16 protein-coding genes are annotated in these 15,414 nt (G+C 45.3%); 12 read left to right on the forward strand and 4 right to left on the reverse strand.

The window, feature by feature from the left end:
* Window positions 1-36: 36 nt before the first annotated feature.
* Together MLD56_RS03720 and MLD56_RS03725 are read right to left on the reverse strand one after the other, a co-directional pair.
* Window positions 37-513 (reverse strand): hypothetical protein, encoded by a 477-nt coding sequence (locus MLD56_RS03720; RefSeq protein WP_029515825.1) that lies wholly within the window; start codon window positions 511-513, stop codon window positions 37-39.
* A 90-nt stretch (window positions 514-603) separates the two neighbouring features.
* Window positions 604-1,083, reverse strand: coding sequence for a GAF domain-containing protein (locus MLD56_RS03725; protein ID WP_029515824.1), 480 nt, complete (start codon window positions 1,081-1,083; stop codon window positions 604-606).
* A gap of 272 nt (window positions 1,084-1,355) precedes the next feature.
* Between MLD56_RS03725 and MLD56_RS03730 the strand changes: the two genes are divergently transcribed.
* The 8 genes from MLD56_RS03730 to MLD56_RS03765 all read left to right on the forward strand — a co-directional run bounded on the left by MLD56_RS03730 (window position 1,356) and on the right by MLD56_RS03765 (window position 11,088).
* Window positions 1,356-1,661, forward strand: coding sequence for a hypothetical protein (locus tag MLD56_RS03730; RefSeq protein ID WP_029515823.1), 306 nt, complete (start codon window positions 1,356-1,358; stop codon window positions 1,659-1,661).
* 224 nt (window positions 1,662-1,885) lie between these two features.
* Window positions 1,886-2,482 (forward strand): GNAT family N-acetyltransferase, encoded by a 597-nt coding sequence (locus MLD56_RS03735; RefSeq protein ID WP_029515822.1) that lies wholly within the window; start codon window positions 1,886-1,888, stop codon window positions 2,480-2,482.
* Window positions 2,466-3,224: an energy-coupling factor transporter transmembrane component T family protein gene (locus MLD56_RS03740; protein WP_029515821.1), complete on the forward strand. Its 759-nt coding sequence runs from the start codon at window positions 2,466-2,468 to the stop codon at window positions 3,222-3,224. The genes MLD56_RS03735 and MLD56_RS03740 overlap by 17 nt, the downstream gene beginning before the upstream one ends.
* A 156-nt stretch (window positions 3,225-3,380) precedes the next feature.
* Window positions 3,381-3,968, forward strand: coding sequence for an ECF transporter S component (locus MLD56_RS03745; RefSeq protein WP_029515820.1), 588 nt, complete (start codon window positions 3,381-3,383; stop codon window positions 3,966-3,968).
* 60 nt (window positions 3,969-4,028) lie between these two features.
* The gene (locus tag MLD56_RS03750) at window positions 4,029-5,588 is read left to right on the forward strand and encodes an ABC transporter ATP-binding protein (RefSeq protein ID WP_039270735.1); all 1,560 of its coding nucleotides are present in this window, start codon (window positions 4,029-4,031) and stop codon (window positions 5,586-5,588) included.
* A 172-nt stretch (window positions 5,589-5,760) separates the two neighbouring features.
* Window positions 5,761-7,275, forward strand: coding sequence for an MDR family MFS transporter (locus MLD56_RS03755; protein ID WP_029515817.1), 1,515 nt, complete (start codon window positions 5,761-5,763; stop codon window positions 7,273-7,275).
* A gap of 609 nt (window positions 7,276-7,884) precedes the next feature.
* A complete protein-coding gene (locus MLD56_RS03760) occupies window positions 7,885-9,384 on the forward strand; it encodes a glycoside hydrolase family 68 protein (protein WP_029515816.1) in 1,500 nt (499 codons plus the stop codon).
* Window positions 9,385-9,495: 111 nt separating this feature from the next.
* Entirely contained in the window at window positions 9,496-11,088 is a 1,593-nt protein-coding gene (locus MLD56_RS03765) for a glycoside hydrolase family 32 protein (protein WP_029515815.1), read from the forward strand.
* Window positions 11,089-11,262: 174 nt separating this feature from the next.
* Here MLD56_RS03765 and MLD56_RS03770 read toward each other — a convergent pair whose 3' ends face one another.
* The gene (locus tag MLD56_RS03770; protein WP_013369372.1) at window positions 11,263-11,727 is read right to left on the reverse strand and encodes a MarR family winged helix-turn-helix transcriptional regulator; all 465 of its coding nucleotides are present in this window, start codon (window positions 11,725-11,727) and stop codon (window positions 11,263-11,265) included.
* A gap of 289 nt (window positions 11,728-12,016) precedes the next feature.
* Between MLD56_RS03770 and MLD56_RS03775 the strand changes: the two genes are divergently transcribed.
* The 4 genes from MLD56_RS03775 (at window position 12,017) to MLD56_RS03790 (ending at window position 14,706) form a co-directional block, all read left to right on the forward strand.
* Window positions 12,017-12,451, forward strand: coding sequence for a hypothetical protein (locus MLD56_RS03775; protein WP_029515814.1), 435 nt, complete (start codon window positions 12,017-12,019; stop codon window positions 12,449-12,451).
* A gap of 220 nt (window positions 12,452-12,671) precedes the next feature.
* Complete coding sequence (locus MLD56_RS03780; RefSeq protein ID WP_029515813.1) at window positions 12,672-12,857, forward strand: hypothetical protein; 186 nt, start codon at window positions 12,672-12,674, stop codon at window positions 12,855-12,857.
* Window positions 12,858-12,875: 18 nt separating this feature from the next.
* Complete coding sequence (locus tag MLD56_RS03785) at window positions 12,876-13,175, forward strand: spore coat protein (RefSeq protein WP_029515812.1); 300 nt, start codon at window positions 12,876-12,878, stop codon at window positions 13,173-13,175.
* A gap of 190 nt (window positions 13,176-13,365) precedes the next feature.
* Entirely contained in the window at window positions 13,366-14,706 is a 1,341-nt protein-coding gene (locus MLD56_RS03790; RefSeq protein ID WP_029515811.1) for an amino acid permease, read from the forward strand.
* Window positions 14,707-14,726: 20 nt separating this feature from the next.
* Here the strand turns inward: MLD56_RS03790 and MLD56_RS03795 are convergent, their stop codons facing one another.
* Window positions 14,727-15,359: a LysE family transporter gene (locus tag MLD56_RS03795; RefSeq protein WP_029515810.1), complete on the reverse strand. Its 633-nt coding sequence runs from the start codon at window positions 15,357-15,359 to the stop codon at window positions 14,727-14,729.
* Window positions 15,360-15,414 lie beyond the last annotated feature (55 nt).

The following is a 15,414-nucleotide window of genomic DNA, read 5'->3' on the forward strand; positions in this document are numbered from 1 at the left end:
CGGCCTGCTGTTCACCCTTTTTTTGTGTAAAACAGCTTACATGCTGCTTGGTACTGTTCTCATGCCTTGCTGACTGCTGTTTCCGAACTGCTGCATGTTACCACTGCCTGCAAAATGCTGTCCGGTCGACCCCATATGCTGCGGAAAGCTGTGATTCATATGGCTTCCTGCACTAAAGGTGGATGGTTGCATACTACGGGAAGCATAGTTATCGCCAAATCCAGGCTGAGTCATTTGGCTGCTCGAGCGGATAGTGTTTTCCAGCTGACTACACAGTTGAATAACTTGTTGGTATTGTTGCATAGCTTTTTGGTGGTCCTGGATTGCGGTTTGGATCATTTGAGCTGCATTACGTTCACGTTGCATCAGGTTTTCAAGGCTGGATGCATTTTGTTGCTCTTGTTGCAGCAACTGCTGATACATGGCGGTTCCTTGCTGTGTTTGTTGTGCCAATTGCTGAATAATTTGTTCACATTGATGAAGTTGTTGTTGTGGAGCCATGTTGTTGAACATTGATCATCAATCTCCTTCGCCGGATAGTTTTGGGTTTCAGACCCTCCTATATTGTGGCGAAGGAAGACGATATATATGCGCTATTTTTGGTTATAGGCTGGCTAACAGAATAGCCGTAAATTCCTCTAGGAATACACGATCTTCGTGATCAAAACGACCTTTAAGTGGGCTGTCAATGTCCAGCACTCCTATCAGCTCCCCATTCTTGACAAGGGGAATAACGATTTCACTATTGGAAGCAGCGTCACAGGCAATATGTCCTGGAAACGCATGTACATCATCTATAACAAGCGTTCGTTGTTCTGCTGCTGCGGTACCGCATACGCCACGTCCCAACGGAATCCGTATACATGCAGGTAAGCCCTGGAAAGGACCAAGTACAAGCTCAGTGCCATCATAAAGATAGAAACCGCTCCAGTTAATATTTGGAAGGAAGTGACCGAGTAATGCTGAAGCATTTGCTAGATTAGCAATGGTATTGGATTCATCATGAATCAGTGCCCGGAGTTGCCCGAGAACGGATTCGAATTGTTCATGACGTGTGCCTTCGTAAGGTATAGTTTGAAACATGTAGAGTTCACGCTCCTAACATTAAATTTTCACATGAAGTGCTGTATAAATCGCCAAAAATAGGTAATTATGCAATTCGCTTTTACCATTGGTTAATTAATTTAAGATATAACGATTGTGTATATTCAGTCAAGTGGAAAACTATACGTTTTAGCGGGGCAAACAATATCGAAAGTAATTCAGCAAGGGTTGCCCTCATCTGTTTCCAGCTTATCCTCTATGGGTAAAAACAGTGTAACATGGTTGGCCTAGGCCAGGGAGGAGTTACAATTATGCATGCAGATGTTCAGAACTTGTTTATCCGTATACAGATGCTTTCTTATGCACATCAGAACGATCTCACGATAAGAGATATTCAACCTGTGTTGGAAGAGCGCGGTTACCGTGTAGGAGAACGTGAGGTCAAGCAGGAGCTTGAAAACCTGACGCAGGAAAACTTTCTGACACCGCATGATGATATGTACAGCATTACCGGTGCAGGGATCGATGAATTACAGGAAATTCAGTCGATGCTGGACGTACTGTACAAGGATGTTGTGAAGAAAGCGACACGCACCACTACCCGTGTCTCTTCTTAAAAGGCTTAGATGCTCAATACTTTTGATTCGGAAGACAAGCTCTCAAACGGTTTAATCTCTTATAAAATAGAAGATGCCCTTCTAATTCCTAATCCTAGGAACAGAAGGGCATCTTCTATATATATAAGCTTCTCAGCTTTAAATAAGGTTGTGTTTGTTGAAGGTGTGTGCTTAAATGTAGCGTATATTTATTGTCATTTTAAATGCTGGAAGGATGATTGAACATGTGTGCATATGCATGTAAGGGGCATATACCACCGCAGGAAAGTTCGCGTCTTCGGCTGCGAAGGATGGAAAGCGGGGATGCGGCTACGATGTTCGCTTGCTGGTCTGACCCGGAGGTTCACCGTTATATGAACCTTTCTGGTATGTCAGGGCGTGAGGACGCAGAGGATATGATTGAGCTGTTGAATGAGCTGGCGAAGACGGAGGATGCGCTGCGCTGGGGAATAGAGCTGAAGGAGAACGGGAAGTTGATTGGAAGCTGTGGTTTTAATTATTGGCAGACAGAGGGAGCTTATAAAGCTGAGATTGGTTATGAGATAGCCAAGCCTTATTGGCGACAGGGTTACATGACCGAGGCGCTAAGCTTGGTGCTGTCATTCGGGTATAACACGATTCGGTTGAATCGGATCGAAGCGCTGGTGGACCCGCGCAATACAGGCTCGCAAGCTCTGCTGTCCTCGATGGGCTGGACACAGGAAGGACTGTTGCGGCAGGTACAGCATACATCTACAGGCTTTAAGGATATGCTGATGTATTCTTTACTGCATGAAGAATGGCTCAGACTGGAGGCACAACGAAATGCTGTTTCAGTATAACGGCGGTTCATCACCACTGCACAGACTAGGGCCGTTAAGTAAGCTAATATGGGTGGGATGCTTTAGCCTCCTGTCGATGGTTTGGGATTCGACGCTGCGGGAAGCAGTTCTCTTGGCTGTACTGATTGCTGTGGCTGGCTTGGGCGCACGTTTGACCTTAGCACGCCAGCTTCGGGCTATGTCATTCCTGATTGGGTTAGGCATCCCATATTTTATATTGTCTATCCTAGCGATTCGAGAAGGACATCCCGTGGCTTCATGGGGACCCATTGTCATTACAGCAGAGGGACTGGACATCGCAGGGGCGTTAACGTTGCGGATTTTTGTGTTGTTTTTGGCGTCTTATATCTATCTCTCGACGACCGATCCCCGAGATTTTGTGCAGGCATTGAATCTGCGCTTGCGTGTTCCTTATCGGTTTGCGTTCGGTATTTCAGTGGCACTGACGTTTCTCCCCTTATTGGAAGAAGAAGGGCGAACCATTATGGCAGCACGGCGTGTTCGTGGACAGGAACCACCACGAGGGTGGAGCCATCGGTTATCATGGTGGAGCGGGTATGCGGCTGCCGTGTTGGTGAATGCTGTAAGACGGGTTCAGCAGACGGCGCTGGCTATGGAGGGCAAAGGTTTCGGTGCTTATGCGGAACGGACTTATCTTCGTACACTGAAGAATGGGCGTTTAGGCAACTTATGTGCTGTGACTGCTGTAGTAGCTACGGCTGTTTTAGGGTGGAGCTTATAAAGTGAAGCCTCTTATTTTTAGTCTTATTGTCAACCTATGAAATACAATTAGGTTGACAATAAGACTGCAGATGAATACATTTATACAGTAGCAGCTTGTATAAGGATCAGAGCTGCAATCTTATAGATTAGATAGGGAGAGGAGTCAAGAATACATATGAAGGAATCTCGTATGTTTGCAAAGTTTACAACGCTGGATATCGTACTCATGGCGATGCTGGCCACGTTGAACGGCGTCATGACCGTGTATTTGTCGCTCATTAACAAAACATTAAACAGTCTGGGAGGGCCTATCGCAACTTCCACTATTGTCGGTCTGTACATGATATACGGTTTGTTGGCCTATTATATTATTCGTAAGCCGGGTACGGCGGTTATTGCTTATGCTTTTGGTGCGGTAGTGCAGTCTTTTATGGGCTCTGCCTATGGAATTGCTTCTATTATTGCGGCGGCTGTCTGCTATATGATTGCGGCTGAGTTGGTATTTGCTTTGTTGCGGTATCGGCGCTGGAACGCAGTTTCGCTGATGCTAGTGGGTGGGGCTATGGTTCCGCTGTGGTTTATTGTGGCAGCCAATATGTTTGGCTATATGCATTGGGGGTGGAAGGTGCTGACGATTGCACTGGTCGTTCGTATCCTGAGCGGCATTGTCCTGTGTGGTCTGCTGACGAAAGTGCTGGGCGATGCCTTAAATCGTACGGGACTGTTAAAACGGTTTGAACTAGGACGCGCTTCACGTGCATAGCCGTGGGTGGCTATGCATGTGGTTATATCTTCAACAATGGGGATCGAGGATATTTCAGTTATGAATGAACATAGCGATGATAATTCGAACAGTAAAATAGCCGTATCCTTGAAGAATTTTGGCTATCGGTATGATGATCAGGTGGAGCCAGCGTTACATGGCCTGACACTGGACATTGCGGTGGGCGAGCATGTAGCCATTGTCGGAGCCAGCGGAAGTGGAAAGTCTACGCTATGCCAGCTGCTTCATGGCGGGTTATCCCGTTCTGGCGAGGGCGAACGAACGGGTGAGTTGACCGTGTACGGGATGGACCCCGATACCGCTGATTTGGCTACTGTCGCCACCACTGTCGGCGTCGTGCTTCAGGACCCGGATGCCCAGCTGGTGCAGGGAATCGTCGAAGACGAGATTGCTTTTGGGCCGGAGAACCTGCGCGTGCCTCCGGCAGAAATAGCGCAGCGCATTGCCGCTGCGCTGGAGGCCGTCGGCCTAGCTCCCGAGCGCGACTCCTTCGTGCGGCGCCTCTCGGGAGGCCAGCGCCAACGCACCGCGATTGCTGCGGTACTGGCGTTGGAAGCGCCGCTGGTCGTGTTCGACGACGCAGCTGCGCAGTTAGACCCGCCGGCTGTCTGCGACTTCGTCCTGTTATGTCGGCGGCTCCATGCCGAAGGCCGGACGGTAGTTACCGCGTCCGGCCGCATAGACGATGGCGCACGGGCAGCGCAGCGCATCATCGTCCTGAAGGGCGGGACCGTGCAGCTGCAGGGTCCGCCCGAAACGCTGCTGCGCGAACATGGTGCGCAGCTGGCCGCCTTGGGGCTGCTCCCCTCTTCCGCAGAGAGGGGAGACGTGCCGCGTGAGCCGGGCGCGAAGCCCGGGTCAGCGGCGGACCGCGCTGGACAGCCGTTGCTGGAGGTGAAGGGATTGCCCTTCACCTACCCCGGCAGCCAGCGCCCGGCGCTCAAGGGCGTGAGTCTTGCCCTTGCGCCTGGCGAACGAGCCGTGCTGTTGGGCGAGAACGGCTCAGGTAAAACCACGCTCGGCAAGCTGCTCATGGGCCTACTCCCCGCACCGAAGGGGTGCATGTGGTGGGAGGGGCAGGATATGGCGAAGCTGCCCATTCACCAGCTGGCTACCGAAATCGGCTATGTGTTCCAGCAGCCAGAGCATCAGTTTGCAGCTGCAACGGTGTGGGAAGAGTGCTTGTACAGCGTTCGCGCCAAGCTTGGTTTACGGACCCGGGAGCCAGTTCCCGCCGCATATGTGGAACGGGCGCATCACTTGCTGGCTGCCGCCAGGCTGGAGCACAGACTGGATGCCTCCCCGTATCTGCTAAGTGGAGGCGAAAAAAGGCTCTTGAGCGTTGCAGCACAGTTTATCTTGCCCAAAAAGCTCTACATTCTGGATGAGCCTACCGCAGGAACGGATTACGAAGGGGCGAATATTCTGCTCCGTATGTGCACAGAGCAGTCTACCGAAGGCGCGGCATTCCTGATCATCACCCACGATATACAGGTAGCTGAACGCTTTGCCAGCCATGTTCTTCGTATGGAAGAGGGGTATCTCTATAAAACGGAAAATAGCTGGAATGATCATACGATTACAGTTGACAAAAATTAAGGATATGTAGACAATAATATATATACATCGTACAAAACAGGCGGCCTATATAGGCCGCCTGTTTACGATTATACAGTGCGGGTAATCATCCATCTGAGAGGGAAAACTGCACAGATACAACACAGTTTTTATAAGGAAAGGATTTGTGATTTGCTTGGGAGACGATAAACCTATGAAGCGCGGACTCGTGCTGACAGGTGTTCTATTGGCCACTTTTTTGGCCGCAATTGAAGGAACGGTTATCGGTCCAGCAGGACCGACGATTGTTAGTGAACTGGGCAGCGTGAATTTGCTCAGCTGGATTTTTACGGCATATTTACTGACGATGGCTGTGACCACACCTATTTTCGGAAAGCTTAGCGATTTGTTTGGACGAAAACCCATTTTTTTAATCGGTTGTTCGTTGTTTGTTCTTGGCTCTTTACTTTGTATGATAGCTGGTACTATGGAGCAGCTTATTATCTACCGGGCCATTCAGGGGATTGGTGCGGGTGGTGTCATTCCCGTTACCTTTACCATCATCGGTGATATATACAAAATGGAGGAACGTGGCAAAGTCCAAGGCATGATCAGCTCAGTATGGGGAATTTCTTCCCTGATCGGGCCACTCTTGGGCGGTTATGTGGTCACCTATTTTGGTTGGGAGTGGATTTTCGGCTTTAACGTTCCCTTTGGATTGCTGGCTATGTTCTTCATCGCCCGTTACTTGCATGAACAGGTAAGCAAGCGTACCGCACGTATCGACGTACCCGGAGCGGTTACCTTTACCATCGGGATGACGGCTCTCTTGCTCGTATTGGCACTGGGCGGACAGTATATCGGTTGGGCTTCTCCTGAATTGCTGGCCTTGGCTGCCGTAGCCATTTTGTTCCTGATTCTGTTTTTGGTTATCGAAAAACGCGCTCAGGAACCGATGGTGCCACTAAAGTTATTTCGGATACGGGATATCGCTTTTTCCTGTGCCGCAGCCCTGTTAGTCAGCACCCTGCTGATCGGATTGACTAGCTATCTTCCACTATGGATTCAAGGTGTATACGGTGGGGATGCCGCTTCATCTGGTCTCGCATTGGCTCCAATGTCCATAGGCTGGCTATTTGGCTCTATGATCGGAGGACGCATTTTGCTGACGCTGGGCTCGCGTCGAACCTCATTGATTGGACTGACCCTGATTGTATTGGGAGCCTTCGTCATGACCTTGATGGGCCAAACGGCTCCAATCTGGCTGCTCTTCCTGTCTACATTGTTGTATGGACTGGGATTCGGTTTCTCGATAACTGTGTTTACGATTATTGCCCAGTCCTCGGTCGGGTTCCAGTTGCGTGGCGCGTCTACAGCTTTGAATACATTCCTGCGCACGTTGGGGCAAACGATCGGGGTTGCTGCCTTCGGTTCATGGCTGAATTATCGCATTGCTGCCCAGACAGCAGAAGGACAGCTTACACAGCAAGGGGTTACGCAGGAGGATATTAACGGTCTGCTTGCACCTCATGCTTCACAGAGTCTAAGTGACAAGGTTGCCGGATTGCTTCGTTCTGTACTGGAAAACAGTCTGCATTCCCTGTTCGTTATCATGGTCGTTATTGCAGTGATTAGCTGGTTTGTCGTGCTCGGACTGCGGAACCGTCCGCCGGGTACGGAAGAAGAGGCAGATCAGCGCGTAAAGACACCACAAAGAGAACACGCATAAAAAATAATATAAATCTTTCATTATAAAAGAGATAGCCCGGACCTTTGAATAAAAGTCCGGGCTATCTCTTTATTCAAAGGTCTCTCCTCCTAATGATTCAACAAAAAAACACCTCGCATAGGACCAATAAATTTCCCAGCATACAAAAAGGAAATAAAAATCCTTTTGAGACTGCGATATATTCATATGGTATAGGTAACAAAATAGTAAAAAAGTCTTAAGAAATTGTAACAAAAAATTTGTTTCTGGATGGAGCTGTAGGGTACTAAGGAACTATTTTTTTGAACCCGCTTACAAATTGGGCTTTGTATGATTTATTTTAGAATGATTTTGCATGTGAATGAAGCAACCAAGCTAGCAATATGAAACACGGAAAAAATCAAGCAGCAAATTTTTCTGAATGTAATAAGAATGAAAAAAAAGGGATTTTCAGAAAATTACTAGGAAAATATGAGGATGAAATTCATAGAGTAACCTGTTTTCTTATCTCACATAATAGGGCTTTTCAGTCTATATCAATCGTTTGACATACCATATAAAATGGCCCTATCAACCAAAAAGTTGGTTTTCAAATCTAGAAGCATAATTAGATTAAGGGAGATGGAGTACTTGAAGTTTAACAAATGGTTCAGTAAAGCAGCCACTGCAACAGTAGCAACTACCTTGCTGTTAGGAGGCGGCGTTCAGGCTTTTGCCGAGGAAAATGATGCATCTGATCTCAAAACAGACAATGCATTTACGCAAATTACGCGTAATGACATGCTGAATATTTTCAAACAGCAAGGCAAAGAGAAATATGAGGTTCCGTCCTTCGATGCGTCTACAATTAAGAATATTCCTTCTGCTATTGGTCGCGACAGCTCAGGCAAGCTGACTGATTTTGATGTCTGGGACTCTTGGCCGTTACAAAATGCCGATGGCACAGTAGCCAATTACAAAGGGTATAATATCGTTTTTGGATTGGCAGGCGATCCTAAAAGAGCAGAGGATACATTTATATATCTGTTCTATCAAAAAGCGGGTAATACCTCGCTGAGCGGCTGGAAAAATGCCGGAAGAGTATTTAAAGACAATGATAAATTACTTGCCAACGATCCGATTCTAAAAAATCAGTCAGAAGAATGGTCCGGTTCTGCTACGTTAACCTCTGATGGACAAGTACGTTTATTCTATACCAGCAGACAGCCCTTTGAGCCAAGTAACCAACTATACGGCAAACAAACCTTGAGCACGGCTCAAATTAATGTCTCTCAGCCTGATGACAAGACACTGAAAGTAGATGGAGTCGAGGATTTGAAATCGATCTATGACGGTGGAGATGGGAAAACCTATCAAAATGTACAGCAAAGCGTCGGAATAGATATGGACAACCATACGTTTAGAGACCCTCACTATGTCGAGGATCAAGGCCACAAATATATTATATTTGAAGCCAACACAGGAACAGAAACCGGCTACCAAGGCGAAGATTCGCTTCAAAACCCAGCTTATTATGGCGGCAATAAGAAATTCTTCACGGAAGAGCAACAAAATTTGTTGCAAAGTCCCAAGAAAAAGGGAGCTGAGCTGGCTAACGGCGCACTGGGCATCGTTGAATTGAATGATGATTATACGTTGAAAAATGTAATGCCTCCTTTGATTGCTTCCAATTTGGTAACAGATGAAATTGAACGGGCAAATGTGTTCAAAATGAACGGTTTGTGGTATTTATTTACGAGTACGAGAGGCTCCAAGGTGACTGTAGATGCGATCGGTGACGATGATATTTACATGCTGGGTTATGTTTCTACTTCCTTGACAGGGCCTTATAAACCCTTGAATGGAACCGGTCTCGTTCTTCATCAGGATCTGGATCGTGATGATATTACCTGGACGTATGCCCATTTTGCTATCCCGCAAGGCAAAGGCAATAACGTAGTCGTTTCGAGTTATATGACCAATCGCGGGCTTTTCCCGGATCACAAATCTACTTTCGCACCAAGCTTCCTGCTGAATATTAAAGGCTCGAAAACCTCTGTTGTGAAAAACGGTATTTTGGAGCAAGGGCAAATCACGATTGATCCAACGAATGACAAAAAAGAATCTCCAAATGAGTATGGAAAGAAATAAGTAAGTATATGTAATGCAGTATGTCCGAAGGCGGTAGATTGGTAGCAACCCGATCTGTCGTCCATCGGGCGGTACATAACGATGCAATGAGAGGTAAGGAGGATCGTCATAATGAAAAAAAAAACTCCCAAGAGCATTTGGATACGATCCGTTGTAATCATCACAGGCTTAACTATATTCATAGCTATGGGTTGGAGTATGTACCAACAGGATACAGCCGAACCCCCAAAATCTGCTGCAACTCCAAAAAGTCAAGCTAAACAAAGTAAGCATACAACACCGACCTATCGGTCAGCCTATCATTTTACCGTTCCGGATAAGTGGAAGAATGACCCCCAACGGCCCATTTATTTCGATGGAAAATATCATTATTACTATTTATACAATCGTGACTATCCCAAAAAGAACGGTACAGAATGGCGACATGCCACATCAACCGACCTGGTTCATTGGAAAGATGAAGGGGTGGCTATTCCCAAATATACGAACCGGAATGGAGATCCTTGGTCCGGTTCGGTCGTGATCGATGATAAGAATACCGCAGGTTTTGGAAAAGGGACGCTGGTAGCCATTGTGACACAGCCCTCCGCAGATGGCGGAAAGCAGGAACAATTTTTGTGGTACAGTAAGGATAACGGCAAGACGTTTACTTCTTACCGCAACAAGCCTGTGATGTCCAATCCCGGTACAAAGGACTTCAGAGATCCCAAAATCATCCGAGATACTGGGCGTAATCAATGGATGATGGTCATGGCAGAGGGAACGAAGATTGGCTTTTATAAGTCTAAAAATTTAAAGGATTGGCAGTTTACGAGTGGCTTTCAAACGGAAAATATCGGGCTTGTGGAATGTCCTGACCTTTACCAGATGCGTGCAGATGATGGAACCTATCAATGGGTTTTGGGCGCGAGCGCCAATAGCAAACCAACAGGCGGACCCAACACGTATGCCTACTGGACGGGAGATTTTAATGGAGAAGCATTTCTCCCTGATCACAGTGAACCTGAGTGGCTGGATTATGGGTTTGACTGGTATGGTGCAGTTACGTTCGAGGAAGGAAAAGACAAAGATAAATACAGTCACCGTTATGCTCTGGCCTGGATGAATAATTGGGATTATGCCAATAACACGCCTACCCTAAAGGAAGGCTTTAATGGAATGGATTCGATTGTTCGTCAAATTCGGTTGAAGCATACAGCAGATGCTGGGTATCGCTTGGTTTCACAGCCAGTAAAAACTTTGGAACGATTCCAAACTTCTACGAAATCATTTGGACAGATCAAAGTAGACGGTGTTTACTCGCTTCCGGTAGCAGGCGATACCTATCAGTTAGAGGCGGATGTATCTTGGTCAACGATCAAAAATGCGGGACTGAGGCTTCGAGAGTCAGCAGATGGCAAGCGCCATGTGGATGTCGGTGTTTCGGTGGATGGGCAATACTCCTACGTAAATAGAGCCAATACCGGACATCCGGATCAGAGTGGGAAATATGTAGAGAGCAAGGCGCCTTTTGATGCTAATAAGAAAAAGGTCCACCTAAACATTCTCGTCGATAAAACCAGCATTGAAGTGTTTGTAGATGATGGAGAAGTAGCTTATTCCTCCTTAATATTTCCACGATTAGAGGATCAGAAAATTACTCTTTTTTCCGATGGCGGTCCGGCTATGTTTAACAATGTAGTGGTCAAACATTTTAGTCGATAGCAGATACTTATGCTGCTCGTAAGCTTGGGCATATTTCGCTCTATTCAGGTATATAAAAAGTCCACCCATGAATATAAGGGTGGACTTTTCTAGTATAAATCTAATCTACGTTTAGCACAGCTAAAGATTGTTCATTTCTTCACAAATGTTTGTTTGCTAAAATTACTATACATTCTATTTGTGATAAGGTGACAGGTTATCAGCGCTACGACCCAATTTTTTAAGCAAGCCGATGAGTTGATCTCTTTCTGTTTCACTGATTCCGCTAAAGGCACGTTCAATCTGACGTGTATAATCAGGATAAATTTCGTCCATGACACGTTGTCCCTCGTCCGTCAATTCTGCATATATAATCCGACGATCTTGGTCGCACGGGTGACGGTGCAAATAACCGCGACTTTCCAGCTTGTCAATAACATAAGTGACATTTCCGCTTTGCAGAAGCAGCTTTGCTCCAATTTGTTGGATTGGCTGCGCGCCCTTGTGGTATAAAACTTCCATCACGGCAAAGGCCGTTGGGTTGAAGCCCACCGTTTTGATGCCAGCAACCGCATGTTCGTTTACACTTTTGAATGACTTGGCAAACACGCTATACAAATGCATGGATTGCTGTGTCACCAATGTTCGGTAATCTATCATCTTCATTCCGCCTTTATGTATGGATTTGGGCATCCTTTGACCGCTCGGCTCGGATGACCGGGCAACCATACCCTTGTTACTAGCATAAAGGGATTTACATAGCGAAAACATGCGATTTGTCACAGTAGCTGCTTTTTTAACTATTTAATTTCAAAGCATTAAAGTAAATTTTTGAAAAATAAAGGATTTGAATGTAAAAATACTGTTCTGGTTGGTTATATTAAAAAAGAACATACCTAACCTAATGAACAAATTAACAAAATAAGCTAATTTAGAGGAGATGAAACACATGGATACGGGTTCTTTCCGTTTTCAATTTCGTGATCCGCAGCAAGCTGCTCAAGCCTGTGAAACATTAAAGGAAATTGGATACTCTGCCAGCACGAACGGTGACACAGGTCTCAATGTACATATTGAGAACCAAGATGTACTGTCTGCATTGGAAATTTGCCAAGCCTATGAAGGAAGCATGATTGAGGTAGGGACTCTTTTCTCTAAACCGGATGAATATCCCGGTTTGCAAGGAAATATAGGTGTACATAATCCAGGTTATAGCCCGGAAGACTGGATTATCCCAGCACATACGATCAACGAAGACTGGAGCGAAGCTTATAAAAATGGCTCCTCTCAAACGTACACTAATACGACGGAGGAACACAATGTCAGCTCTGATCCTCAACCCGAGGACGATGTGGATGGATTTTCTGGAAGCATCCATACCTAATTTTATCCTAAAAATCATGATTAGAAATTTGAGTCTTCACTGTCCAGCACATTTTAAGGAAAAGTTCCTATAAGACCATGGATTATTGTGGCTTTGAAGGAGCTTTTTTTTTGTGTGAGAAAAACTCAGTTAGAGCTTTTGCCAGAACTGAAACTCTGCAGGATTTGCATAAATAGTAGCGATAGCAGGGAATAACAATTTCAGAAAGGAGGTCTTGACCATGCAAAAATTAGGAGTTCACGAAAAATTGGAATTACATGAGCTGCTTACATTTAAAACAACTTGTCTCACAAAAGCCCAAACCATGATTCCTTTAGTGTCAGACACAAACTTAAAAAACATTTTGCAGCAGGATGTCAACGGTGGTACACAAGATATTCAACAGCTTAGAAATCTACTTGTGTAATTTTAAAGGAGGATTAACGTGAATTCTTTTATTGAGAATATGACTGGAACGAGTCCCATGAACGATCAGGTGATTGCTTCTGATTTATTAATTTCAGCTAAAAGCGGAATTAAGAACTATGCTCTTGCGCTGACAGAGTCAACCAGTTCGGAAGTTCGCAATGTTCTTTGTGACCAATTGAGCAAAGCGGTTAATCTTCATGAACAAATCTTTAATTACATGAAGAACAACGGTTACTATAACGCTTATGATCCGGAGCAGCAAATACAAATGGATATTCAAAATGCCGATAAGGCCCTTTCTTTATCTAAAGTTTGATCGTTTGAGTTTCACTTAACCCCTCGGACAATTTTATACATTTACAAAGCACCAGTAAACCTTAACGGGGTTCTGGTGCTTCTTTATTCATAAATAAAGCCAAGTCATGCTTCACATGAAATATGGTGAAATAGGCAATCTTAAAATAGAGAACTCGGTCTCAAATTCAGGAATAGGGTGATTCTCTTTTATGGGTAAGTCTTCGGATCGTATGCAAAAAGAAAAAAAACTAAAATGGTGGCAACTAAGCTTGTTAGGAGTTGCAGGTACCATCGGTACAGGATATTTCCTCGGGTCCGGCTTAGCGATTTCCATCGGTGGCCCAGCCGTACTCATTGCATACTTTTTGGCAGCGGTGGGAACGTATGTGGTGTTTGACGCCCTTTCGCGCATGACGGCAGATCATCCAGAACAGGGCTCTTTCCGTTCCTATGCCCAAAAAGCATTTGGTAATTGGGCAGGCTTCGGTAGTGGCTGGGTGTATTGGTTCTCAGAATTGCTTATCAATGGGAGCCAACTAACGGCGCTATCTATATTCTCACGCTTCTGGTTTCCTCAGGTACCGATGTGGATTTTTGCGGCAGGCTTCGGGATTTTAGGACTTGTGATTGTTTTTTTTGGTAACAAGGGTTTTGATCGAGTTGAAAATGTATTGGCTATTATTAAAATGGCAGCTATTGTTATGTTTCTGGTCTTGGCCGTTGCTCTTTTGGCAGGCTGGATCGGAGGAGGAAAATATAATCCAAAGTTCCCCATCAGTTACAAAGACTTTTTTCCTACCGGCGGTATGGGATTATGGTCATCTTTTATTTTTGCCTTTTATGCATACGGAGGTATTGAAGTGCTCGGAATAATGTCTAATCGGCTTCAAAAACCGGAGGATGCACCTAAAGCAGGAAAAGTAATGTTGATGACGCTCGTTGTAGTATATGTGCTTTCGATTGGTCTGGCTGTGTCTATGGTACCCTTAAGTGCCTTTAACCCGAAAGAAAGTCCATTTGTGCTTGCGCTGAGCAGCGATCATCTGGTTTTTGTACCTCATTTATTTAATGGAGTGCTTATTATTGCAGGGTTCTCAACAATGACAGCCTCCCTATATGCAGAGACATCTATGATGATTACACTTGCACAGGAGGGAGATGCGCCCACATTGTTTTCACGGAAGTGGAAGGGCAAATATCCTCTGTATGCACTTAGTTTGATCTCCGTTGGATTAATCTCAGCCATCGTAATGTCGTTGCTGCTGCCGGGAAAAGTGTATGAATATATTACAACAGCTGCAGGGTTAATGCTGTTGTATAACTGGTGCTTTATTTTGCTGTCTTCAGGTAAGTTACTGAAATCGAGCACATCTAGCAACATTAAACGCTGGGTTGGATTATTGTTGATAGCTATGGCTGTGGTCGGATCCTTTTTTCATAAGCTTAGCCGTCCTGGGGTTTACATCAGCTTACTTCTGGTCTTGTTCATTGCAATATGTGACCTCATTGTACAATGGGTTCGCCGAAAGCACGCCAAGGAATCTCGTTAACTTTGTCAGGGAGTTAATCGTCAGTGTAAAAAAAGTAATTGAAATGCCTGTACACCAAAATAAAAACCAAAACCGATAAGAGATAATCCAGACATCCAAGAGATGGTTTTAAGTAATCCGGTTTTTAGAAACCTCCGGAAAATACTTGAAGCGGCTGCCATGGTTACGTCCCAGAGTAACACACCTAATACAATCGCTCCGCTAAAGATCATTAGCTGTTGTACTGGATATGTATTAGCGACGTTGGCCAGTATGGACCCGTAAATGCCAAGCCAGAAAAGGATGGAGAGAGGATTAAATAATGACATCAGGAAGCCTGCCAAAAATGAATTGGTTAAGGTATTGCCATTTCCCCTTAATTCAGATTCTGAAATCACACCTGCATTTTTGATGCTTTCAACACCTGTATACACAAGTACGAAAAAACCAAATAACCATAAAAAAGCTTTAACAAACGGGGCATTGAGAAGGTGGATCATTCCCAAATAGACAAGCAGCATATAGATTATATCTGCGGTTATTGCCCCAAGCCCGATAAACCAAGCATGCCAAAATCCATTCTTAATACCTCGATCCAACTGTGCAGCATTAATCGGCCCAATGGGGGCCGAAAGTGACAGACCGAGAAAAATATAACTGATAAATGTATTAATGGTGTTTTCCTCCTTGATTTTTTATGGGCTGTTATGTACTTGTCTACTTTAGTTT

It is taken from the genome of Paenibacillus peoriae, from assembly GCF_022531965.1.
GTDB lineage: Bacteria > Bacillota > Bacilli > Paenibacillales > Paenibacillaceae > Paenibacillus > Paenibacillus polymyxa_D.

Bases quoted from the DNA above. Each gene is read 5' to 3' on its own strand.
- MLD56_RS03720 (WP_029515825.1), bottom strand. From the start codon at position 513: ATGTTCAACAACATGGCTCCACAACAACAACTTCATCAATGTGAACAA.
- MLD56_RS03725 (WP_029515824.1), bottom strand. From the start codon at position 1,083: ATGTTTCAAACTATACCTTACGAAGGCACACGTCATGAACAATTCGAA.
- MLD56_RS03730 (WP_029515823.1), top strand. From the start codon at position 1,356: ATGCATGCAGATGTTCAGAACTTGTTTATCCGTATACAGATGCTTTCT.
- MLD56_RS03735 (WP_029515822.1), top strand. From the start codon at position 1,886: ATGTGTGCATATGCATGTAAGGGGCATATACCACCGCAGGAAAGTTCG.
- MLD56_RS03740 (WP_029515821.1), top strand. From the start codon at position 2,466: ATGCTGTTTCAGTATAACGGCGGTTCATCACCACTGCACAGACTAGGG.
- MLD56_RS03745 (WP_029515820.1), top strand. From the start codon at position 3,381: ATGAAGGAATCTCGTATGTTTGCAAAGTTTACAACGCTGGATATCGTA.
- MLD56_RS03750 (WP_039270735.1), top strand. From the start codon at position 4,029: ATGAATGAACATAGCGATGATAATTCGAACAGTAAAATAGCCGTATCC.
- MLD56_RS03755 (WP_029515817.1), top strand. From the start codon at position 5,761: ATGAAGCGCGGACTCGTGCTGACAGGTGTTCTATTGGCCACTTTTTTG.
- MLD56_RS03765 (WP_029515815.1), top strand. From the start codon at position 9,496: ATGAAAAAAAAAACTCCCAAGAGCATTTGGATACGATCCGTTGTAATC.
- MLD56_RS03770 (WP_013369372.1), bottom strand. From the start codon at position 11,727: ATGATAGATTACCGAACATTGGTGACACAGCAATCCATGCATTTGTAT.
- MLD56_RS03775 (WP_029515814.1), top strand. From the start codon at position 12,017: ATGGATACGGGTTCTTTCCGTTTTCAATTTCGTGATCCGCAGCAAGCT.
- MLD56_RS03780 (WP_029515813.1), top strand. From the start codon at position 12,672: ATGCAAAAATTAGGAGTTCACGAAAAATTGGAATTACATGAGCTGCTT.
- MLD56_RS03790 (WP_029515811.1), top strand. From the start codon at position 13,366: ATGGGTAAGTCTTCGGATCGTATGCAAAAAGAAAAAAAACTAAAATGG.